Here is a 21,795-nt window from a genome sequence, read left to right as displayed (position 1 = left end):
TAGCGATCGGTGTCGGCGCGGCGCTCAGAACGCTCAGCGAACCGCCGGCGCGGCGATCACAACACGGGCGCCGGGCGGGGCTCGATCCGGCCGCCGCTCGGCACGGCGAAGCTCGCCGCGTGCCGCACGCCCGTAGCCGGGTCGGTGACGTCGGCGAGGAAGAACCAGTCCATCTGCGCCTGCTCCTGGGTGACGTCCAGGACGCCGTACCCGTGCGACTCCAGTTCGACGTAGCGCAGGTGGTGGTTGAAGCTCTTGATCGATTCCTCGATCGGCACCGCCACGGTGCGCGGGGCCGCCTTCAGCGTCTCGCCGATGCTCGACGAGGTGACCGACGGGACGACGAACTCCGCGCCCGCCGTCGGCCCGCCGGGATAGTTCGCGGCGTCGATCGGCAGGTCCGCAGCCCACGAGGAGTGGATGTCGCCGGTCAAGAAGACCACGTCGCCGACTCGCTGTTCGGTGATCGCGCGGAACAGGTGCTGCCGGTCGGCGGTGTAGCCGTCCCACTGATCGGCGTTGGCGGGCGCGCCGGACTGCGGCACGCCGAGCGCGGCGGTGATGGCCGCGGTGGTCGCGGGCTCCAGCGGCGGGAAGACGAGCGGCGCGATCATCACCGAGTTGCCGACCAACTTCCAGCGCACCGGCGCCGAGACCAAACCCGCTGTGAGCCAGTCCATTTGGGCCTTGCCGGTGATGGTGCGCGCGGGGTTGTCGACCTCGCGCCAGCCCGGGCCGGGCGCCACCTCCTGATCGCGGTAGCTGCGCAGATCGAGCATGGACAGCTCGGCGAGAGTGCCGAAGCGCAGCCTGCGGTAGATCTGCACGCTCGTCCCGGAACCGGTGGCGCGCACCGGCATCCACTCCAGGTAGGCGCGGGCCGAGGCGGCGCGGCGGTCCTCCCAGCTGCCGTGTACCGCGGGATCGTGGTGGTTGGCGCCGCCGGACCAGGAGTTGTCCGCGGACTCGTGGTCGTCCCAGGTGCAGATGAACGGCAGCAGGGCGTGCAGCGCGGACAGGTCGGGATCGGTCTTGTACTGGGCGTGGCGGATGCGGTAGTCGGTCAGCGTGACGATCTCGTTGGCCGGATCGTGTTGCCGCACCGCGCCGTTGCGGCCGGCGTACGTGCCGCGACCGTACTCGTACAGGTAGTCGCCGAGGTGGATGATCGCATCGAGGTCCGAGCGGTCGGCGAGGTGCCGGTACGCGGCGAAGTACCCCGCTTCCCAGTTCGAGCAGGAGACCACGCCGAAGCGCAGCCGGTCCGGGGTGTCCGAGGGCGCGGGCGCGGTGCGGGTGCGCCCGATCGGCGAGGTCTCGCCGAGTGCGCTGAAGCGGTACCAGTAGTCGCGGCCGGGGGTCATGCCGGACGCGTCGATCTTGACGGTGTGGTCGGCCGCTGCGGTGGCGGTCGCGGTTCCCGAGGCGGCGATCGAGGCGAAGCTCGCGTCGTCGGCGATCTGCCAGCCGACCGATGCGTCCGCGCCGACACCCGAGCCCGGCGTGGCGTCGTCGGAGACCGTCACTCTGGTCCACAGCACGATCCCGGTGGGCAGCGGATCGCCGGAGGCGACCCCGTGCTGGAACACCGGGCCCGACGCGCGCGCGGGTGTCGATACCAGCAGCGCGCCCGCGGTGGCCGCGGCCGCCGCACCGCCCTTCAGTAGGGCGCGCCTGCCGAACGGCCCGGTCTGGACGGCATCTGAAACGACCATGTTTTCAGCCACAATTCATGATCACAGCCGATGCGCGGCGCACCTGCAAATCGACACGGCGCAATCCCGGCGAATCGCGGGACGGACATGGCGTGTCGGAGCCGAGTTGTACGGTCGAAAGCATGAGCGAGCGGATCGTGTGCCAGCGCATGCCGGAGCCGAGTGGGGCGCGGGCATGAACGAGCCTTGCGTGCGAATCGTGTGCGCAGGGGCCTCGCGCGTGCCGGGTCGGAGTGTCGGTGAGGCGCTGGCATGAGCGAGCGCGGTGAGCGAATCGTGTGCCGGCGCGCTTCGCGGGTGTTGGAGTCGGGCGTCAGCGAGGCGCAGGTATGAGCGAGTGTAGTGAGCGAGTCATGTGTCAGCGCGCCTCGCGCATGCCGGAGTCGGGCGTCAGCGAGGCGCAGGTATGAGCGAATGTAGTGAGCGAGTCATGTGTCAGCGCGCCTCGCGCATGCCGGAGCCGGGCGCCAGCGAGGCGCAGGCATGAGCGATGGGTTGTTCGAGGTGCCGGGTCAGGCGCCTGAGTCGGATGCGCTGGGCGGCGGCGCGGGCGTCGATTTCCGCGGACCGGGCAGCGCCGCGCCGCTTGCCGTCCGCATGCGGCCCGCCACGCTGGACGAGGTCGTCGGGCAGCAGCATCTGCTCGGCCCCGGCTCGCCGCTGCGGCGGTTGATCGAAGGATCCGGCGCGGCCTCGGTGCTGCTGTTCGGGCCGCCCGGCACCGGCAAGACCACGCTGGCCTCGCTCATCTCGCAGGCCACCGGTCGCCGTTTCGAAGCGCTTTCGGCGCTCTCGGCCGGTGTCAAGGAGGTGCGCGCGGTCATCGACCTGGCGCGCAGGAGGCTGACCGTCGGCGAGCGCACCGTGCTGTTCATCGACGAGGTGCACCGTTTCTCCAAGACCCAGCAGGACGCGCTGCTCGCCGCGGTGGAGAACCGGATCGTGCTGCTGGTCGGCGCGACGACGGAGAACCCCTCGTTCTCGGTCGTCTCGCCGCTGCTGTCGCGCTCGCTGGTGCTGCAACTGCGTTCGCTGACCGACGCCGACATCCGGGTCGTGCTCGAGCGCGCCCTCACCGACCCGCGCGGTTTCGATGGTGCCTACACCGTCACCGACGACGCCCTCGACCACATCGTGCGGATCGCGGGCGGCGACGCGCGCCGGGCGCTGACCGCGCTGGAGGCCTCGGCCGAGTCCTCGCTCGACGGCACCGTCGACCTCGCGCTCGTCGAGGCGAGCGTGGACAAGGCCGCGGTGCGCTACGACCGCGCCGGCGACCAGCACTACGACGTGATCAGCGCCTTCATCAAATCGATCCGCGGCTCCGACGTCGACGCGGCGCTGCACTACCTGGCGCGCATGATGAGCGCGGGGGAGGACCCGCGGTTCATCGCCCGGCGGCTGGTCATCTCCGCCAGCGAGGACATCGGCATGGCCGACCCGATGGCGTTGCAGACCGCGGTCGCGGCCGCGCACGTCGTCCAGCTGATCGGCATGCCAGAGGCCCAGCTCACCCTGACCCACGCGACCATCCACCTGGCCACCGCGCCGAAATCCGGCGCGGTCCCCGCCGCGCTCGGTGCCGCCATGGCCGACATCGCCGCGGGCAAAGCCGGTGCCGTGCCACCGCACCTGCGCGACGGCCACTACGCGGGCGCCGCGCTGCTCGGCCACGCCAAGGGCTACAAGTACCCGCACGACGATCCCGACGGCGTGCTCGCCCAGCAGTACCCGCCCGACGAAATCGTCGGCACGGACTACTACCGCCCGACCGATCACGGCTACGAACGCGAGGTCGGCCCCCGCGTCGACCGCCTGCGGCGCATCGTGCGCGGAAAGTGAGCCGCGGGCCGGGTCGGTAGCGGCCGGTCGATGAAAAACCAGGTGCGCCGCCCCGGTAGGCTGGATACCTGTGCAGACCCACGAGATCCGACGGCGTTTCCTGGACCATTTCGTCCGTGCCGGACACACCGAGGTGCCGAGTGCCTCGCTGATCCTGGCCGACCCCAACCTGCTGTTCGTCAACGCGGGCATGGTCCAGTTCAAGCCGTACTTCCTGGGCCAGGAGGCGCCGCCCTTCCCGCGGGCGACCAGCGTCCAGAAGTGCGTGCGCACCGGCGACATCGAAGAGGTCGGCGTCACCACCCGGCACAACACCTTCTTCCAGATGGCGGGCAACTTCTCCTTCGGCGACTACTTCAAGGAGGGTGCCATCACCCTCGCCTGGGAGCTGATCAGCAAGTCCCAGGAGGAGGGCGGCTTCGGCTTCGACACCGACCGCATCTGGGTCACCGCCTACCAGGACGACCCGGAGGCCGCCGAGATCTGGCACCGGGTCGCGGGCATTCCGAAGGAGCGGATCCAGTTCCGCGACGGCAAGGACAACTACTGGGACATGGGCGTACCCGGTCCCGGCGGTCCGTGCTCGGAGATCTACTACGACCGCGGCCCTGCCTACGGCAAGGAGGGCGGCCCTGTCGCCGACGAGGACCGCTACCTCGAGATCTGGAACCTCGTCTTCATGCAGGACGTGCGCGGTGAGCTGAGCCCGAAGCTCGGCCACCCGCCGGTCGGCTCGCTGCCGAAGAAGAACATCGACACCGGCATGGGCGTCGAGCGGGTCGCCATGCTGTTGCAGGGCGTGGAGAACGTCTACGAGACCGACCTGCTGCGCCCGATCATCGACAAGGCCGAGGAGCTGACCGGCCGGTCCTACGGTGTCGAGCACGCCGACGACGTCCGCTTCCGTGTCATCGCCGATCACGCCCGCACCGCCGCCATGCTCATCTCCGACGGCGTCAACCCCGGCAACGACGGCCGCGGCTACGTGCTGCGCCGCCTGCTGCGCCGCATCGTGCGCTCGGCCCGTTTGCTCGGCGCCGAGAAGCCGGTGATGGCCGAGTTCATGAAGGTCGTCAGCGACCTCATGTCGCCGTCCTACCCCGAGCTCGGCACCGATTTCGGACGCATCGAGACCGTCGCGGTCGGCGAGGAGACGGCGTTCCTCAAGACGCTCAACACCGGCTCGACGCTGTTCGACAACACCGCGGCCGCGGTGAAGGCCAAGGGCGGCACCAAGATCGCCGGATCCGACGCCTTCACCCTGCACGACACCTACGGCTTCCCGATCGACCTCACCCTGGAGATGGCCGCCGAGGCCGGTCTCTCCGTGGACGAGGACGGCTTCCGCACGCTCATGGCCGAGCAGCGGCAGCGCGCCAAGGAGGACGCCGCCGCCCGCAAGCACGCGCACGCCGACCTGAGCATCTACAAGGAGCTGGTCGACCGCGGCGCCACCGAGTTCACCGGCTTCGACGAGCTCACCTCCGAGGCGCACGTGCTCGCCCTGATCGCCGACGGCGTCCGGGTCCCTGCCGCGAGCGCGGGCCAGGACGTCGAGGTCATCCTGGATCGCAGCCCGCTGTACGCGGAGTCCGGCGGCCAGATCGCCGACCGCGGCAGCATCACGGCCGCGGGTCTCAAGCTGCGCGTCAACGACGTGCAGAAGATCGCCAAGAAGCTGTGGGTGCACAAGACCACCGTCGAGCAGGGCCAGATCACCGAGGGCGACGTGGTGCTCGCCCAGGCCGATCCGGCCTGGCGCAGCGGCGCGACCCAGGGCCACTCCGGCACGCACATGGTGCACGCCGCGCTGCGGCAGGTGCTCGGCCCGAACGCGGTGCAGGCCGGCTCGCTGAACAAGCCCGGCTACCTGCGCTTCGACTTCAACTGGCAGGGCCAGCTGACCGAGCAGCAGAAGGCCGATATCGAGGCGGTGTCCAACGACGCCGTCGGCGCCGACTTCCCGGTCAACACCTTCGTCACCGACCTGCCCAAGGCCAAGCAGATGGGCGCGCTCGCGCTGTTCGGCGAGAACTACGGCGACGAGGTCCGCGTCGTCGAGATCGGCGGCCCGTTCTCGATGGAGCTGTGCGGCGGAACGCACGTGCAGCACTCCTCGCAGATCGGCCCGATCACGCTGCTCGGCGAGTCGTCGGTCGGTTCGGGCGTGCGGCGCGTCGAGGCGTTCGTCGGCCTGGACTCCTACAAGTACCTGGCCAAGGAGCGCGCGCTGCTCGCCGGTGTCGCCGCCTCGCTGAAGGTGCCCTCGGACGAGGTGCCCGCCCGCGTCGAGCAGCTGGTGGAACGGCTCAAGGTCGCCGAGAAGGAGCTCGAGCGCACCAAGATCGCCGCGGTGCTCTCCTCGGCGAGCAAGTTCGTGGACGAGGCCGAGCGCCTCGGCGGTCTGCTGCTGGTCGCCGCGGCCGCGCCGGAGGGCGTCGCCGCCGGCGATCTGCGCACCCTGGCCACCGACATCCGCGGCCGCTTCGGCAGCGAACCCGCGGTCGTGGTCCTGCTCGGCAATGTCGACGGCAAGGTGCCGTTCGTCGTCGCCGTGAACAAGGCCGCGCAGGAACTCGGCGTGAAGGCGGGCGATCTGGTCGGCAGCTTCGGGCCGAGCATCGCCGGTCGCGGCGGCGGCAAGCCGGAGATGGCGCAGGGCGCCGGCTCCGATCCCTCCGGTATCGCGGCGGGTCTGGCCGCGGTCCGTGCCCGGGTGGCCGAAATCGCCCAGTGATGCGCGACTCCGAGAGTTCGCGTTCGACGGGTCGGCCGCACGCCGCGGACCGGCCCGACCCGGCGGCCGACCCCGGCCGTGGCAGACGGCTCGGCATCGACGTCGGAAGTGTCCGCATCGGCGTCGCGTCCAGCGACCCGGACGGCATTCTCGCGACCCCCGTGGAGACCGTGCCGCGCGCCAAGAAGAACGCGCGCGGCGCGGGTACGGCAACCGATATAGCCAGAATTGCCGAAATTGTGCGGGAATACGAGGCCGTTGAGGTTATTGTCGGTCTGCCGCGCACATTGCGCGGGGAAAAGGGAACCGCGGCCGGGCTGGCCATCGCGTTCGCCGAACGTTTGCGGTCAGAGATCGCTCCCGTGCCGATCAGGCTTTCCGACGAACGTTTGACTACGGTGTCAGCTGCACGTGCATTGCGGGACAGTGGAGTTCGCGCGCGTGGCCAGCGGCAGGTGATCGATCAGGCGGCGGCCGTGTCGATCCTGCAAGGATGGTTGGACGAACGGAGTGCGGTGTTGAGGTCGGTCGAGGAAGCGACGCGGGACGTGTCGTCCGGAGACGATGCATGACTGATCGATGGGCGCGGGCCGAGGAACGGTACCGACAGCGCGAGGCTGATCGGCGCTACCGACGGGACGACCGAGCCTGGGAGAGAGACGGACGAGATAGGGGCGGCCGGTCGGCCGGTGCGGCGGCGGGGCCGCACGACGACTGGGACGACTACGAGGACGACACGACCGTCATCCCCCGCTACACCGACGACGACGAGCCGCTCTACGACGACCAGCCGCTGTACGAGGACGACAGCTACGACGACGAGCTGGACTACGAGGAGCCGGAACCGCCGGAGCCGCCCAAGCGCACGACACGATCGTCGGCGCGCAAGTCCGCCGCCAAGGACAAGGAGCCACGGCCGTCGCGCGGTTCGCGCGGCAAGCGTTCCCGGGTGGCTTCTCGCAAAGCGGCCGAGCGCAAGCGCAAGCGCCGCAACATGTGGCTGATCGGCGGCGTGCTCGCGGTGCTGCTGGTCGGCGCGGGCGGCTTCGCGGTCAAGAAGCTGGTCGGCGAATTCGGACCGCCGGAGGATTTCGCGGGGCCCGCGGGGCCGCTGGTCGTTGTGCAGGTGCACCCCGGCGACACCTCGTCGCAGATCGCGCAGACCATGGTCGAGAAGGGCGTCGTCGCGAGCACCGGCGCGTTCTTCGAAGCGGCCGTGCGCAATTCGAACATGAGCTCGGTGCAGCCCGGGTACTACCAGATCCCCAGCCGCAGCCCCGCCGCCGAGGCGGTCGCCGCGCTGCTCGGCAAGAACTCGCGGGTCGGCAATCTGGTCATCTCCGAAGGACGCCAGCTGCACGACCAGCACGACGTCAACACCGGCGCGCGCAAAGAGGGCATCTACACCAAGATCGCCGCCGCCAGCTGCATCGGCACCGGCCCGCAGCAGAAGTGCGTGACCTACGAACAGCTCGACGCCGCCGGCTCCAGCAGCGACCTCGCCGGGCTCGGCGTGCCGTCCTGGGCGGAGCAGTCGGTGCGTGAAGCGCCGGACCGCAAGCGCCAGCTCGAGGGCCTGATCGCCGCGGGGACATTGGATTTCGACCCCAGCGGAACCCCGCAGCAGATCCTGCGCCAGCTGATCACCTCGAGCGCGGCGAGCTACGAGTCCACCGGGCTGCTGACCTCCAGCGCGAAGAACAAGCTCAGTCCCTACGAGACGCTGATCGCGGCGTCGCTGGTGGAGCGGGAAGCGCTGCCGCAGGACATGCCCAAGGTCGCGCGGGTGATCGTGAACCGGCTGGAAGTCGAGCAGCCGCTGCAATTCGACTCGACGGTGAACTACTCGCTGGACCGCACCGAGGTCGCCACCACCGACGAGGACCGAGCCACCCGCACCCCGTGGAACACCTACGCGATGTCCGGCCTGCCCGCCAACCCGATCTCCGCGCCGTCGCTGAACGCGTTGCGCGCCATGGAGAATCCGGAACCCGGCGACTGGCTGTACTTCGTGACGATCGACCAGAAGGGCACCACGCTGTTCACCGAGAGCTACTCCGAACACCTGCGCAATATCGAAAAGGCGCAACAGAGCGGGATTCTCGACAGTGGACGGTGAAACTGCCCGCAAGGCGGCGGTTCTCGGCAAACCGATCGCGCATTCCCGTTCGCCCCAGCTGCATTTGGCCGCGTACCGTGCGCTCGGCCTGGACTGGACCTACGAGCGCATCGAGTGCACGGCCGAACAGCTGCCCGGACTGGTGGACGGCCTCGGGCCGGAGTGGATCGGCCTCTCGGTGACCATGCCCGGCAAGGAGGCCGCCCTGGCCTACGCCGACGAGCGCACCGATCGGGCCGTGCTCGTCGGCTCGGCGAACACGCTGGTGCGCACGGCCGGGGGCTGGCGCGCCGACTGCACCGACGTGGACGGCGTGCTCGGCGCGCTGCGCGGCGGCGGCGTCACCGAGATCGCGGAGGGGCTGGTGCTCGGTGCGGGCGGCACGGCGCGCCCGGCCCTGCTCGCCCTCTCCGAACTCGGCGCGAAATCGGTCACCGTGGTCGCCAGGGATGCCGGACGCGCCCGCGGCGCGCTGGAGCTGGCCGATGAACTCGGGATGGCGGCGAGCGTGATCGCCTTTGACAGCGACGCCGTGCGCGGCGCGAGCGCGAGCGCGGACGCGGTGGTCAGCACGATCCCCGCCGAGGCGGGCGCTCTGGTCGCCGAGGCGGTGGCCGTCGCGCCGGTGGTACTCGACGCCATCTACAACCCCTGGCCGACCCCCTTGGCGGCTGCGGTCGAACGCGCCGGGCACACCGTGGTGAGCGGGTTGCAGATGCTGCTGAACCAGGCCTACGGACAGGTCGAGCAGTTCACCGGTCGTCCAGCGCCGCGCGCCGCGATGGCGGCCGCGGTGGACGCCTGACATCCCCGACCGAATGTCACCTCCACCCTCCCGGACAGGGTGACGGTGACATTCGGTCGGTTGATTCGGCGGCCGGAAATTTCTGACACGGGTTCTAGTTATGTTCCCGGGGCCTGCGCGTTAAGGTGTTCTGCATGATTGCTTGGGTAGTGCGAGCTGTCCTGCTCGGTGCGCTGGTCGTCGCGCTGCGCACCGTGCTCGGGTTCGCGATGGTGCAGTGGCCGACGCAAGGCGCGTGGATGCGGATGCTGTGCCTGCTCGTGCTGCTTGTCGTCATCGTGGGGTGGGGCATGCTGGACGGACGCAAGGACCGCGTGGCGCATCCCGACCCGGAACGCGGCTCGGATCTGACCATCCGGTGGCTGAAGGCGGCCGTGGCAGGCGGGCTCGGCAGCGGCGCGGTTTCCTGGCTGCTGGACTTCCTGCCGCGCTTCGACCTCGGCGACAACGGTCTGCTGTTCGAACTGACGGCGGGCGCGTCGTTCATCATCCTGCTGATCTTCATCCCCGGACTGATCGGCGTCGGCATCGGCCGGATGCTCGCGGGACGGCGGGCCGACAGGGGCAACCCGTCGCTCACCAAGCCCGCCGCCGCCTGACTCTGGAACGGGAAACAGCGCCGCACCCAAAGGGTGTGGCGCTGTTGTCGTCTCGGTCGGACGTTTCGCACCGCGGTCAGGACCGCGAACAGTGTCACAGCCGCGATTCGGTTAAGGCGCTGTTGTTTACGTTCCGCTACAGCAGGATCGCGCCGCCGCTCGGGCTTTGCTCCCGTGCGATGGCGGAGTACGCCGCGGCCAGCAGGCTGGGATCCGGGCCTTCCAGGCGCCCGGGCTTGGCCAGGCCGTCGAGGACGACGAAGCGCAGCACGCCGGAGCGGGTCTTCTTGTCGGTCTGCATGGCGTCCAGCAGCTGCGGAAGCGCGTCGGCGTCGTAGCTGGTCGGCAGGCCGACGCTGGACAGGATGGCGCGGTGGCGGTCGGCGGTGGCGTCGTCGAGGCGTCCGGCGAGACGGCCGAGCTCGGCGGCGAAGACCAAGCCGACGGAGACCGCGGCGCCGTGCCGCCAGCGGTAGCGCTCCCTGCGCTCGATCGCGTGGCCAAGCGTGTGGCCGTAGTTGAGGATCTCGCGCAGGCTGGATTCCTTGAGGTCGGCGGCGACCACGTCGGCCTTGACCTGGATGGCGCGGGCCACGAGCTCGGGCAGCACGTCGCCGGTGGGATCGAGCGCGGCTTCCGGATCGCGCTCGATCAGGTCGAGGATCACCGGGTCGGCGATGAAACCGGCCTTGATGATCTCGGCCATGCCCGCGACGATCTCGTTGCGCGGCACGGTCTCCAGCGTCACCAGATCGACCAGCACCGCCGACGGCTCGTGGAAGGAGCCGACCAGGTTCTTGCCCGCCTCGGTGTTGATGCCGGTCTTGCCGCCGACCGCGGCGTCCACCATGGCGAGCAGGGTGGTCGGCACGTGCACGACCTGGACGCCGCGCATCCAGGTGGCCGCGACGAAGCCCGCCAGGTCGGTGGCGGCGCCGCCGCCCAGGCTGACCACGACGTCGTTGCGGGTCAGGCCGATGCGGCCGAGCACCTCCCAGCAGAAACCGGCGACGGCGAGGTCCTTGCCCGCCTCCGCGTCCGGAATCTCGACGCGGTGCGCGTCCAGGCCCGTCTCGGCCAGCGCCTTGCGCACCACCTCGGCGGTCTCGGCCAGCGGCGGCTGGTGGAAGATCGCGACCGTGCGCACGCCCTTGGTGGCACCCGTGACCGACTCGACGAGTTCGCCGAGCAAGCCGCGACCGATGATCACCGGATACGGGTCGGCGGTGCGTACCTGGATACGACTCGGCTCTGTCACTGCTGCTCCGATTCTGTTCGTGCCGATTGCTCGAGTGTTCGCGCGCGGGCGCGGCGAGCGCGGGCGCGCCGGGCGCGGCCGCTGGAACTGGTCTTCGTTGCCGATTCTGCCGCTGCCGTGCGGGCGGCGGGATCGGCGGGTGCGCCGGAACCGGCGCGGCGGGCCGTCCGGGTGCGGGCGCTCTGGTTCTCGCCACTGGCCGGGGTCGTCGGGGTTTCCGCGCTCTTCGGTGCCGTCGTCGACGAATCGGCTTGTCCCGCAACGGGGACGGCGGATGCTTCCGATCCGGTCGGGTTCGGTGCGCCCGCGGGGCGGCACGCCCTGGGGCGACGGACGCGTCCCGTGGTGGGTGTCGCGCCGGTGCCTTCGGGTCGCGCGCCGGAGGCGATGAGCCGGGGCAGCCAGGACCTGGCCTGTGGTTCCGCTGCCGGTGCGGTGGACTCGGTGCGGCTCGGTTCGCCGGAGGACGTGCGGGCCGAAGGGCGCCTGCGGCGTGGGCGGCGTCGCCTGCCGGACGCCGCGCCCTCGGTGGTGCTTCCCGCACTCGACGCACCGGATGTGCGCACGGCGCTGCCTGCCTGCGCGCCGCAGTCTCCGGTCGCGCTGAGCCCTTCCCGCGCGGCGTCCTCGGCCGATCGGTCGGCTTCGCGTTCCGCCGCAGTGGAGTCCGCTGCCGCGCCGGAGTCTCCGGCATGGGAGCGCTTGGTCGCGGCGTCGACGTGAGCCGTGGTGTCGCTGAGTTTCGTTGCGCCAGAGTGGATTTCCTTGCGGGCCGCAGATGTCTTTTCGGTCGCGTCGCTATCCTCGCCGACCGCACTGTGCTCTGTCGCCGCGACGCCTGTCTGCTTGGCTGCCGCGCGTCGGGCTGCGGCACGAGCCCTGGCCCGGCGACGGGCGCGGGAGCGGCTGCTGCCCTGCCCTTCCGGCGTCTGGCCGGCGCGGCCGGTCGCGGTGGCTTCGGGTTCGGGGTCGGCGCTGGGCGCGGCGGGTTCCATGCCCAGTTTGTCCAGGATCATTCGAACCACCCGGCCGGGGCTGCGCCCGTCGGTGCGCACCCGCACCGTGGCGACCTCGCGGTACAGCGGGCGGCGCTTGCGCATCAGCTCGCGGTACTTCGCGCCAGGGTCGTCGCCATTGAGCAACGGACGCTGATTGCTCGCCCCGGTGCGCCGCAGGCCCTCGGCCACACTGATCTCCAGGTACACCACGGTCCGGTTGCGCAGCAGCGCCCTGGTGTCCTTGGACAGCACCGCGCCGCCGCCGAGCGAGACCACGCCGCGCTCGGCGAGGATGGCGCGCCGCACTACTCGCTCCTCGATCCGGCGGAACTCCGGTTCCCCATCGGCGGCGAAGATCTCGGGGATGGTCCGACCGGTCTCGCGCTCGATGCCCGCGTCGGTGTCGTACAGGTCGACGCCGAGTTCCTTGGCGAGCTTGCGGCCGATCGTCGATTTCCCCGCCCCCGGCGGTCCGACCAGCACCACGCGCGGTGCGCGCGGGTCGGTCTGCACGATCATTGCGGCCGACTGTCCGCCGGGACGTGCGGGCGGGTGCCGATCCGCTTGACGTAGCTGGTGATGTTCTCGACGGTCTCGTTCAGCGAATCGCCGCCGAACTTCTCCAGCGCGGCCTGCGCGACCACCAGCGCCACCATCGCCTCGGCGACGACACCCGCGGCGGGCACGGCGCACACGTCGGAGCGCTGGTGGATGGCCACGGCCTCCTCACCGGTGCTCATGTCGACGGTGGACAGGGCACGGGGCACCGTGGAGATCGGCTTCATCGCCGCGCGCACCCGCAGCGGCTCACCGTTGGTCATGCCGCCTTCGAGGCCGCCCGCGCGGTTGGTGGATCGCAGCACGCCGTCCGGGCCGGGGCGCATCTCGTCGTGCGCCTGGCTGCCGCGCCTGCGCGCGGTCTCGAAACCGTCGCCGACCTCGACGCCCTTGATGGCCTGGATACCCATGAGCGCGGCCGCCAGCCGGGAGTCGAGGCGGTTCTCGCCGCTGACGAACGAGCCGAGACCGACCGGGAGTCCCTCCACGACCACCTCGACGACGCCGCCGAGGGTGTCGCCGTCCTTCTTCGCCGCCTCGATCTCGGCGATCATCGCCGCCTCGGCGGCGGCGTCGAACGCGCGCACCGGGCTCGCGTCGACCGTGTCCAGATCCGCGGCGGTGGGAATCACGCCGGTGGTGTTGGCGGCGGCGCCGATCGAGACGACGTGCGAGACGACCTCGACACCGAGGGCCTGGCGGAGGAAGTTGCGCGCCACGGTTCCCGCCGCGACGCGCGCGGCCGTCTCTCGGGCGCTCGCGCGCTCCAGCACGTTGCGCGCGTCGTCGAAGCCGTACTTGAGCATGCCCGAGTAGTCGGCGTGGCCCGGACGGGGCCGGGTCAGCGGGGCGTTGCGGGCCAGGTCTTCCAGCTCGGCCGGATCGACCGGATCGGCGGACATGACCGTCGTCCACTTCGGCCACTCGGAGTTGGCCACCTCGATGGCGACCGGACCGCCCATGGTGCGCCCGTGGCGCACGCCGCCGACCATGGTCACCTTGTCGGCCTCGAACTTCATCCGGGCGCCGCGCCCGTAGCCGAGCCTGCGGCGCGCGAGCTGAGCGGAGATGTCCTCGGACGTCACTTCGACACCCGCGACCATCCCGTCGAGGATGGCGACGAGGGCGGGACCATGGGATTCTCCGGCAGTTATCCAGCGCAGCACGCTGTCCATCCTTCCATGTCGGGGCGGTCCGACCCGCATCCGGTCCGCCGTGATCGCTGGCACGTTCGCCGGCGTGAGCCGTGCCCGAGTCTTCCTACTGGCTATCGCCACTCGTCCGCCAGACGTACGCCGCCGTCGAGTGCCCGCACTGTCACCCGGCGCCCAACAGCGACGGCGAGGCGTCACCCGCTCGGCACCGCCAAGGCGAAAAGTGTCGCCAGGCACATCGAGGGGCCGTGCGCCACCGTGTTCGGCCGCACCCGTGCGCCCGCCGAGATCCGATGGCGAACCAGCATCGCCAAGCCGACGCCCGCCGTGAGCACCGGCGCGGCGAGCGCGGCCCACACCCACGCCTGCGCACCGCCCAGCGCCGCGGCGGCCCCGAGCCCGACCGCCAGCTTCGCGTCGCCCGCACCGAGACATAAGGGCGCGACGAGGTGCACCACGGCATAGGGGGCCGCGAGCAGCACCGCGCCGACCGCCGCGGCTGTGAATTGTGTTGTGAACAGGGCGTATCCGAAGACCGCCAACGCGCCCCATCCGGTGAGCGCGTTGGGCAGCCTGCGATGCCGAAGATCGTTGAGACTCAGCGCCGCACACCATCCCGTGAGCGCGGCGAATGCGAGGTAGGCCATGCGATCCACCTTTGTTGATTCCCGGCCCGTTTCGAAGTGCTCGATGCGAAATGTGCATAACCGCAGCGCATGTGAACACCCGATGGATCGGAATTGCCGGACGCCGAGGCGGGCGGGGCCGAAGACACAATCGGAACGGTGCCGCTCGGTTCCACGGGCAACTGAAGGTCCGGCCACCGGGCGCGGGTCCCGCATCCGTGCCCGATTCGTCCGTCTCGCCCGCGCGCCAGCCGTCCTCCGCAAGTGACGGTTCGGGTGTTGGACTGCCGCACCACCGCGTGTCGGCGGTAGCTTTGATCCATGTCTGCTGATCACGCGGGCCGTGGGCCCGACTACGCGGCGCGCCGCGGTGCGCTGCGCAGTCTGCTGGTGGAGAACGAGGTCGACGCGCTGCTGGTCACCGACCTGGTGAACATCAGGTACCTGACCGGCTTCACCGGCTCCAATGCCACGCTGCTCGTGCATTCCTGGGACATGCGCAACGACGAGGAACGCACCGTGATCGGGACCGACGGCCGCTACCGCAGCCAGGTCGTCGAGCAGGCGCCCGACCTGCGCGCCGAGATCGCCCGCGCCACCGCGCGGCGGATCGTCGAGCTGGCGGGGGAGTGGCAGCTCGGCCGGGTCGGCTTCGAGAGCCACGTGGTGACCGTCGACCAGCACCACGGTTTGGTCGAGCAGAAGACCGGGCTGGAACTGGTGGCCACGCCGGGCCTGGTCGAGCAGTTGCGCATGGTCAAGGACGCCTACGAGGTGGAACAGCTGCGCAAAGCGTGCGCGGCGGGCGACGCCGGGCTTGCCGCGCTGCTCGAGCGCGGCGGTCTTCGGCCGGGGCGCACGGAGCGGCAGGTCGCCCGCGACCTCGAATGGGCGATGTACGAGCACGGCGCCGAGGCCATCTCCTTCGAGACCATCGTGGCCGCCGGCGCCAATTCCGCGATACCGCACCACCGCCCGACCGACGCCGTGCTGGCCCCCGGCGACTTCGTCAAGATCGATTTCGGTGCGGTCGTCGGCGGCTACCACTCCGACATGACCCGCACCTTTGTGCTCGGCCGCCCGACCGACTGGCAGCGCGAGGTCTATTCACTGGTCGTGGAGTCGCAACGAGCCGGGCGCAAGGCGCTGCGACCGGGGGCCCAGGCGGGCGAGGTGGACGCGGCGGCGCGCTCGGTGATCGAGGCGGCGGGTCACGGCAAGCTGTTCGTGCACGGTCTCGGGCACGGCGTCGGCCTGCGCATCCACGAAGCGCCGGGGATCATGAAAAACGGAACCGGTACACTTCTATCCGGCGTGGCGGTGACCGTCGAACCAGGTGTGTACTTTCCCGGCCGCGGCGGCGTCCGAATCGAGGACACGCTCGTGGTGCGCGAAGGGGGCCCTGAGCTGCTCACCCACACCAGCAAAGACCTGACCGTCGTCGAATGACGCCGGTTACCTGAGAACAGGAGATCCGAAGACAGTGGCGGACACCAGCGACTTCAAGAACGGCCTCGTGCTGAAGATCGACGGTCAGCTCCAGCAGATCGTCGAATTCCAGCACGTCAAGCCGGGTAAGGGCCCCGCCTTCGTGCGGACCAAGCTGAAGAACGTCGTGTCCGGCAAGGTCGTCGACAAGACCTTCAATGCGGGTGTCAAGGTGGAGACCGCGACCGTCGACCGTCGCGACATGACCTACCTGTACCACGACGGCTCCGACTACATCTTCATGGACGGCGAGACCTACGACCAGATCTCGATCGCCGAGGCCACCATCGGCGACGGCGCCCGCTTCCTGCTGGAGAACATGGCCGTTCAGGTGGCCGTGCACGAGGGCGAGCCGCTGTTCGTCGAGCTTCCCGTCTCCATCGAACTCGTGGTGCAGCACACCGACATCGGCCTGCAGGGTGACCGCTCCACCGGCGGCACCAAGCCCGCCACCCTGGAGACAGGCGCCGAGGTGCAGGTTCCGCTGTTCATCAACACCGGCGACAAGCTGCGCATCGACTCGCGCGACGGCAGCTACCTCGGCCGCGTCAACGCCTGATCACCGGTCGCTCGCGACGGGAGCGCGCGACCCGGTGGCAGGCCCACCGTGGCGGGCGCTCCTGCCGCCCTGACACAGAACGACAGGGATGATGTGATCGTGGCGGAACAGCCCGCAGACAAGAAATCCACGTTCAAGAAGCTGGGCGCCCGGCACAAGGCCCGGCGCCGCGCCGTGGACCTGCTGTTCGAGGCGGAGGCCCGCGACGTCGACGCCGCCGATCTGCTCGACGAGCGCGTCGACCTGGCCGCGAAGGACCAGACCGTCGCCCCCGTGCACGCCTACACCCGGACCCTGGTCGAAGGCGTCGCCGACGACTTGGACCGCGTAGACGGCACCATCGAGTCCTACCTCCAGGACTGGACGCTTTCCCGGCTGCCCGCGGTGGACCGCGCCATTCTGCGCATCGCCGTATGGGAGCTGTTCCACGCCAACGACGTTCCGCCGGTGGTGGCCGTCGACGAGGCCGTCGAACTGGCGAAGGACCTCTCGACCGACGACTCGCCGTCCTTCATCAACGGCGTGCTCGGTCAGGTCGTGCTCGTCGCACCGCAGGTGCGCGCCGCGGCGGCAGCGACCCGTGCGCCGCGCCAGGAGCCCGAGGCGTGAACAAGTACCTGGTCATGGTGATGCGCACGCCGCGCTTCGACCCGGCGGTCATCGAACCGCACAAGGAGTTCCTGAACGGATTGGTGGAACGCGGCCGGCTCGTGGAGAGTGGCCGCTTCACCGACGGCACCGGTGGCGCCTATGTGATCCGCGCCGAGAGCCTCGCGGCGGCGCGCGAGATCGCCTTCGCCGACCCCGTGCACACCACCGGCGCCTCGGAACTGACCGTGTACGAGTGGGAGATCACCGTCTCCGCCTGAGCCGAACCGCCCGACCCGGCTCCCGCCGGTGGGTGTACTTGGCCCGGCGGGAGCCCACCGGGACGTCTGCGGTGTCCCGGGTCGGGGGTGGCGCCCGCCGCCGGTACCGACCGGATTTCCGGCGTCGGGCACGTCAGTGATCCTCATACCTCGAGTGCGCTCGAGGTCAAGGCGCTGTGGTGCGCGTCATGGTCGACCGCGCTTGTGCGACCGACGAATTCGCTCTCCGCGTGAACCGTGCCGCGCATACCATGCGTATGCGGTCGCGGCCTTAGGTACCTACGCGGTGCAGGCAGATACTTTTACTCGGGTTCTGGTAGACGATTTCGTCGGTCTCCTTGTGCAGTTGTCGCTGCGGTGCGCAGACGCGGTGGTCGACCGCGTTGCTGACCGTATTCACTTGGAACGCACCGGGAGTGGTGCAGGCGACCTTGCCGACTTTTTCTTCGTCGAGCCAATGATCGATCCCGGTGAAACAGTCGCCGACGGCGGCATTCATCTGCAGGCACAGACTTTTGGTCTTGGTCGCCGTTCGCCCCCTGGGTAGGAACCTCGTCATGGTGCCCTCTGGGCACTTGTCGACGGAGGCCGCGCGCACGATGACGAGCGTCGCTGCCGGATCGGTGCAGGGGAGGAGCGTCCAGGGATCGTGCCCGGAACCGGGCTGATCGGTAACGAAGCCGCACGCACCGGCTCGCAGCGGGCTGGGGCCGGAATCGCGGGCAGCGATGATCACGCCATAGATCAGCCCTCCCGCCATCGCGACGAGCGCACCGGCGAGGAGTGCGATCCCCAGCGGCCCGGCGACTCGCATGCCTTTCTTCCGAATGCGCATGCGCCGCCGTAGCTCCTGCCGTCGCTCGGGCGACATCGAACTGCGCTGAGCCGACGGCGGGCTGGGCGCTTCCGAGGAACCGGAGTCTGGGTGCGACATGGCCTCAGCCTGGCATATATCCGGTGGCAGCGGTTGGGGCACAGAACTTTCCAGCTGTGGTCGCCGCTGTTGTGCTGGATCGTGTTGAGCCGCGCGGATATCGAAGGGCCGGGAGCCGACGTCAGCGGAAGGCCGCGGCGTTCTCCTCGACCCCCTCGGGATACGTGGCACGGCCTGCGTCGCGGGTCAGGGCTCGTAGCGGTCCCGTGCGGGAGGCCGCCCGGGTTGCGACGATGAGAGGTCATTAGACTTCTTCTCGCAACGTCGCAACGAGGAGTGTGGAATGGTCGCCGAAACGCCCCTGACGGGAACCGCCGAACTGGCCGCTTTGCAGACCGGCCGGTGCACCGCCGAGCAGGCTTGGACACTGTTCGATCGACTGCCCGCCGTAAGGGTCCCCGAGGTGACCACCGGACGCTGGCGCGGCGAGGAACTCGACACCGGACATCCGTTCGACGGCATGCTCGTCGCCTCGGGTTGGTACGGCAAGCAATTCGACGGACCCGACGCCGTGCATCCGCTGCTGTTCGCCGACCCCGCGGGGACGGTGTTCCCCGTCGATCCGCGCCGCGTGCCGCTGAGCTTGGCGGGCAAGGTGCCGCTGTCCGGCGTGCGGATGCTGCGCTCGACGCTGCCGGTGCTCGGTCCCGCGCTGCGCGCCCGCAAGCCCACCGCGCGGCTGCGCGACATCGAATACCGGGGCGAGGTGAGCGCGGCGATGGTCTACGACCACCTGCCGATCATCGACCATTTCCGCCGCGTCGACGCGCACACGCTGTTCGGGGTGATGGATCTGCGTGGCATGACCGAGCCGTACTTCTTCGTCCTGCGTCGGTGAGCCGCCGCCCGGCCTACCATCGGACCGAGGGTTGATCGCCGTGCGAGGGGAGACCGTCGATGGAACGTACGACCTGTCTGGTGGTGGGTGGTGGGCCCGCCGGCATTGTGCTCGGCCTGTTGCTGGCTCGCGCGGGCGTCGAGGTCACGGTATTGGAGAAGCACGGCGACTTCCTGCGTGATTTTCGCGGCGACACCGTGCACCCCACCACCCTGGATCTGCTCGACGAACTCGGCCTCGGCGAGGAGTTCGCCAAGCTGCCCGCGCGGCGATTGGACTCGATCCTGCTCCCCGTCGGCGGCTCGCTGCAAACCTTGGCGTCGCTGAAAAACCTTCCGGGCAAACACAAATACATCGCCATGGTGCCGCAGTGGGATCTGCTCGACCTGCTGGCCCGCGCCGCCGACCGCGAGCCGACGTTCCGGCTGCGGATGAACACCGAAGCCACCGGCCTGATCTTCGCCGAAGGCCGGGTCGCAGGGGTGAAATACCGGACCGCCGATGGTGGCACCGGTGCGATCGAGGCCGCGCTGACCGTCGCCTGTGATGGGCGCGGTTCGGTGCTGCGGGCGTCCGCCGGGCTGCGGTCGCGGCGGTGGGCGACGCCGATGGACGTGTGGTGGTTTCGCCTGCCGCGCACGGGGATCGATCCCGCGGGCTCGATTCCGATCGTCACCGCGCGCCGCGCCGCCATCATGCTCGATCGCGGTGACTACTGGCAGTGCGCCACGCTCATCGCCAAGGGCAGCGACGCCGCGGCAAGGCGCGGGCCCGTCGGTGCGATCACGCGCGAGATGGCCGCGGCCGCACCGTGGTTGACCGACCGGGTCGACACGCTGCGCGACTGGGACGAGGTCAAGCTGCTCGATGTCCAACTCGACCGCCTCGAACGCTGGTACACCGACGGGCTGCTCTGCCTCGGCGACGCCGCGCACGCCATGTCCCCGGCCGGTGGGGTCGGCATCAACCTCGCCGTGCAGGACGCCGTCGCTGCGGCGAGAATCCTTGCCGCGCCGCTGCTTTCGGGGCGCGTCGGCGTCGCGGAGCTGGCCAGGGTGCAGCGGCGGCGCTGGTTCCCGACCGTTGTCACGCAGAACATCCAGCGGTTGTTGCACGTCGCTGTCATCCGGCCCGCGCTGAGCGGACAGGTGGATCTCACCCGCGCGGACAACGCACCGTGGCCGATCAGGGTGCTGCGGCGCATCCCGGTGGTGCGAAGCGTTCCGCCGTTTCTGATCGCCCGGGGTGTATTGCCCGAGCACGCACCGGATTTCGCGCGGCGGACGAACTGAGTCGCCGCGCTGCCTGGGGCGCGGTCGAGCCACGGGGCGACCCGTCGTCGAATGCGATCGTAGGCAGCGATCCTGCGGTGGCTAGTTCGAGAAGTCGATGCCGCGGCGGTCAGTCGTGGAGAAGGTCCGGGGCGTCGGTGCGAGCGGGCAACTCGGCGACCCAGCCCGCGACCACCGCGAGTCCGGTCGCGCGGTGTACCGCGAGGAATCCGAACGGGCGGTCGAAGGCGACCTCGACCTCGGTGATCAGGTGTTCGGCCGAAAGCGGCATGCTCACCGCGACCGCCGCGAAGCTGGTGACCGCGGCGGCCTCGAACCCCTCGCGGGTGAAACGCGCCAGCACATCCTGCGCTCCCTGAGCGAGTGCCAGCGGCTCCGGCGAGATCGCGGGGAAGTGGTTTCGGTCTGTCCGCATGGCGGCGGTGAGGCCGAAGAGTTCGGGCGTCGCGCACAGATCGTGCGACGCGCGGATCTCGAAGGGCGGCAGGCGGATATCGAGACGGTCACCGGGTCGGGGAGCGCGGTGCTGGGTCACCCGCAGTCCAGGCCCGATGGTTCCGGGTGGCAGGTGGTCGCGGACGGGCACGTCTCCGGTGAGTGCGGCGAGGCCGGTGGTGAGGACGGCGCCCGGCGAGCCTTTACGCGGCGATTCGGTGTCTGGCGCCGTGTCCGGCGATTCCCCGCCATTCGATTCCGTGCCGAGCAGTAGGTGCACGTCGAGATCGCCGGTTCCGGTGACGACTACCCGGGTCACGAGGTCCAGGCCGTCCAGCAGAGCGACCTCGGACAGGTCCCGTGTGGTGCGCGTCAGCCCGCGCCCGACGATTCCGCGCCAAGGCCCGTTTTCGGGGAGAAGCACGGCGTCGGCGAAGTGCTCGCGCCATTCGGTCTTGGCGACCAAGGCTGTGGCGAGCACGAGCATGGTGTCGGGATCGATCCGCAGCGGGAATCGGTCGATCAAACCGCCGGTACCGCGCGCGGCCCAGGAGTCCATGGCCTCCTGGGTGGTCAGTCGACCGATGGTGTCCGGCGGCAAGCTGTCGGTCCAAGCGCGGTGCAGCGGAAGCCCTTCGGCGAACCACGCGCCGAGCACGGCGGAAAGGTCCTCGGCCTCGGCCATGATCCGCAATATCTCCAGCGCGGCACCCTGGGCTCGCTCGGCAGGCAGCCCGATCGCGGCTTCCAATTCCGCGCGAGCCGGGCCGTCCGCGGCGGCCGCGAGGAGGGCGAGCAGCGGCCAGACGCCCGCGCCGGACACAACGAAATCCCTCTCACCCGCGACTGCGGTCCACCGCGCGGTCAACTCGTTGACGGCCGTCACCTGCGTGTCGATTGCGCTCCCCATCAAGCCAACATAGCCGTCACTGCCGACGAAGCCAGCCTCGGCCGCTGCCCGCTGGCCGC

At 70.1% G+C, this 21,795-nt stretch carries 18 protein-coding genes and 1 pseudogene; 12 read left to right on the top strand and 7 right to left on the bottom strand.

Translation table 11 applies throughout. The annotated features are described in order from the left end of the window. Positions 1-56 precede the first annotated feature (56 nt). Entirely contained in the window at positions 57-1,715 is a 1,659-nt protein-coding gene (locus tag CRP45_RS29590; protein ID WP_097247967.1) for an alkaline phosphatase D family protein, read from the bottom strand. 483 nt (positions 1,716-2,198) lie between these two features. Between CRP45_RS29590 and CRP45_RS29585 the strand changes: the two genes are divergently transcribed. The 6 genes from CRP45_RS29585 to CRP45_RS29560 all read left to right on the top strand — a co-directional run bounded on the left by CRP45_RS29585 (position 2,199) and on the right by CRP45_RS29560 (position 9,817). Further along, entirely contained in the window at positions 2,199-3,557 is a 1,359-nt protein-coding gene (locus tag CRP45_RS29585) for a replication-associated recombination protein A (protein ID WP_097247966.1), read from the top strand. Between the two features lie 70 nt (positions 3,558-3,627). Then, positions 3,628-6,294, top strand: coding sequence for an alanine--tRNA ligase (alaS, locus tag CRP45_RS29580; RefSeq protein WP_097247965.1), 2,667 nt, complete (start codon positions 3,628-3,630; stop codon positions 6,292-6,294). Continuing rightward, a complete protein-coding gene (ruvX, locus tag CRP45_RS29575) occupies positions 6,294-6,866 on the top strand; it encodes a Holliday junction resolvase RuvX (protein WP_067780217.1) in 573 nt (190 codons plus the stop codon). The genes alaS and ruvX overlap by 1 nt, the downstream gene beginning before the upstream one ends. Further along, positions 6,863-8,413 (top strand): endolytic transglycosylase MltG, encoded by a 1,551-nt coding sequence (locus CRP45_RS29570; RefSeq protein ID WP_097247964.1) that lies wholly within the window; start codon positions 6,863-6,865, stop codon positions 8,411-8,413. The genes ruvX and CRP45_RS29570 overlap by 4 nt, the downstream gene beginning before the upstream one ends. After that, positions 8,403-9,218: a shikimate dehydrogenase gene (locus CRP45_RS29565; RefSeq protein WP_097247963.1), complete on the top strand. Its 816-nt coding sequence runs from the start codon at positions 8,403-8,405 to the stop codon at positions 9,216-9,218. The genes CRP45_RS29570 and CRP45_RS29565 overlap by 11 nt, the downstream gene beginning before the upstream one ends. 134 nt (positions 9,219-9,352) lie before the next feature. Continuing rightward, positions 9,353-9,817 (top strand): B-4DMT family transporter, encoded by a 465-nt coding sequence (locus CRP45_RS29560; protein WP_179831057.1) that lies wholly within the window; start codon positions 9,353-9,355, stop codon positions 9,815-9,817. Between the two features lie 136 nt (positions 9,818-9,953). On the opposite strand, the gene aroB is transcribed toward CRP45_RS29560, so the two are convergent. From aroB to CRP45_RS29540, 4 genes and pseudogenes are all read right to left on the bottom strand, one after another. Beyond that, positions 9,954-11,075, bottom strand: a complete 1,122-nt coding sequence (gene aroB, locus CRP45_RS29555) for a 3-dehydroquinate synthase (RefSeq protein ID WP_067780228.1) — start codon at positions 11,073-11,075, stop codon at positions 9,954-9,956. A gap of 998 nt (positions 11,076-12,073) precedes the next feature. Then, positions 12,074-12,592 (bottom strand): annotated as a pseudogene (locus tag CRP45_RS34800) (shikimate kinase); the annotation flags it as partial. Beyond that, on the bottom strand, positions 12,589-13,797 hold the full coding sequence (aroC, locus tag CRP45_RS29545) for a chorismate synthase (RefSeq protein ID WP_067780249.1): 1,209 nt from the start codon (positions 13,795-13,797) through the stop codon (positions 12,589-12,591). The pseudogene CRP45_RS34800 and the gene aroC, both read right to left, overlap by 4 nt. Positions 13,798-13,979: 182 nt before the next feature. Then, positions 13,980-14,432, bottom strand: a complete 453-nt coding sequence (locus CRP45_RS29540; protein ID WP_097247960.1) for a prepilin peptidase — start codon at positions 14,430-14,432, stop codon at positions 13,980-13,982. A 300-nt stretch (positions 14,433-14,732) separates the two neighbouring features. Here CRP45_RS29540 and CRP45_RS29535 point away from each other — a divergent pair, with 300 nt between their 5' ends. From CRP45_RS29535 to CRP45_RS29520, 4 genes are all read left to right on the top strand, one after another. Continuing rightward, the gene (locus tag CRP45_RS29535; protein WP_097247959.1) at positions 14,733-15,860 is read left to right on the top strand and encodes a M24 family metallopeptidase; all 1,128 of its coding nucleotides are present in this window, start codon (positions 14,733-14,735) and stop codon (positions 15,858-15,860) included. Between the two features lie 34 nt (positions 15,861-15,894). After that, positions 15,895-16,458, top strand: coding sequence for an elongation factor P (gene efp, locus CRP45_RS29530; protein ID WP_067780233.1), 564 nt, complete (start codon positions 15,895-15,897; stop codon positions 16,456-16,458). A 99-nt stretch (positions 16,459-16,557) separates the two neighbouring features. Beyond that, positions 16,558-17,067: a transcription antitermination factor NusB gene (nusB, locus tag CRP45_RS29525; protein WP_097248121.1), complete on the top strand. Its 510-nt coding sequence runs from the start codon at positions 16,558-16,560 to the stop codon at positions 17,065-17,067. Then, a complete protein-coding gene (locus tag CRP45_RS29520; RefSeq protein WP_097247958.1) occupies positions 17,064-17,327 on the top strand; it encodes a YciI family protein in 264 nt (87 codons plus the stop codon). Before nusB ends, CRP45_RS29520 begins: the two co-directional genes overlap by 4 nt. 271 nt (positions 17,328-17,598) lie before the next feature. Here the strand turns inward: CRP45_RS29520 and CRP45_RS29515 are convergent, their stop codons facing one another. Continuing rightward, positions 17,599-18,162, bottom strand: coding sequence for a hypothetical protein (locus CRP45_RS29515; RefSeq protein ID WP_097247957.1), 564 nt, complete (start codon positions 18,160-18,162; stop codon positions 17,599-17,601). A 400-nt stretch (positions 18,163-18,562) separates the two neighbouring features. Between CRP45_RS29515 and CRP45_RS29510 the strand changes: the two genes are divergently transcribed. Further along, positions 18,563-19,099 carry a DUF4334 domain-containing protein gene (locus tag CRP45_RS29510; protein WP_179831063.1) on the top strand — a complete coding sequence of 179 codons (537 nt, stop codon included), beginning with the start codon at positions 18,563-18,565 and terminating at the stop codon, positions 19,097-19,099. Between the two features lie 59 nt (positions 19,100-19,158). Continuing rightward, positions 19,159-20,391, top strand: a complete 1,233-nt coding sequence (locus CRP45_RS29505) for an FAD-dependent oxidoreductase (protein ID WP_097247955.1) — start codon at positions 19,159-19,161, stop codon at positions 20,389-20,391. Positions 20,392-20,500: 109 nt separating this feature from the next. Here the strand turns inward: CRP45_RS29505 and CRP45_RS29500 are convergent, their stop codons facing one another. Beyond that, entirely contained in the window at positions 20,501-21,736 is a 1,236-nt protein-coding gene (locus CRP45_RS29500; protein ID WP_097247954.1) for a serpin family protein, read from the bottom strand. Positions 21,737-21,795 lie beyond the last annotated feature (59 nt).

This window comes from Nocardia amikacinitolerans (genome assembly GCF_900215415.1).
Lineage (GTDB): Bacteria > Actinomycetota > Actinomycetes > Mycobacteriales > Mycobacteriaceae > Nocardia > Nocardia amikacinitolerans.
The sequence above is the reverse complement of the archived record's forward strand: the minus strand, read 5'-3'. Positions and strand labels throughout refer to the sequence as shown.

Bases quoted from the DNA above. Each gene is read 5' to 3' on its own strand.
- ruvX (WP_067780217.1), top strand. From the start codon at position 6,294: ATGCGCGACTCCGAGAGTTCGCGTTCGACGGGTCGGCCGCACGCCGCG.
- CRP45_RS29500 (WP_097247954.1), bottom strand. From the start codon at position 21,736: ATGGGGAGCGCAATCGACACGCAGGTGACGGCCGTCAACGAGTTGACC.
- CRP45_RS29585 (WP_097247966.1), top strand. From the start codon at position 2,199: ATGAGCGATGGGTTGTTCGAGGTGCCGGGTCAGGCGCCTGAGTCGGAT.
- CRP45_RS29515 (WP_097247957.1), bottom strand. From the start codon at position 18,162: ATGCGCATTCGGAAGAAAGGCATGCGAGTCGCCGGGCCGCTGGGGATC.
- CRP45_RS29535 (WP_097247959.1), top strand. From the start codon at position 14,733: ATGTCTGCTGATCACGCGGGCCGTGGGCCCGACTACGCGGCGCGCCGC.
- CRP45_RS29570 (WP_097247964.1), top strand. From the start codon at position 6,863: ATGACTGATCGATGGGCGCGGGCCGAGGAACGGTACCGACAGCGCGAG.
- CRP45_RS29590 (WP_097247967.1), bottom strand. From the start codon at position 1,715: ATGGTCGTTTCAGATGCCGTCCAGACCGGGCCGTTCGGCAGGCGCGCC.
- CRP45_RS29560 (WP_179831057.1), top strand. From the start codon at position 9,353: ATGATTGCTTGGGTAGTGCGAGCTGTCCTGCTCGGTGCGCTGGTCGTC.
- CRP45_RS29505 (WP_097247955.1), top strand. From the start codon at position 19,159: ATGGAACGTACGACCTGTCTGGTGGTGGGTGGTGGGCCCGCCGGCATT.
- CRP45_RS29540 (WP_097247960.1), bottom strand. From the start codon at position 14,432: ATGGCCTACCTCGCATTCGCCGCGCTCACGGGATGGTGTGCGGCGCTG.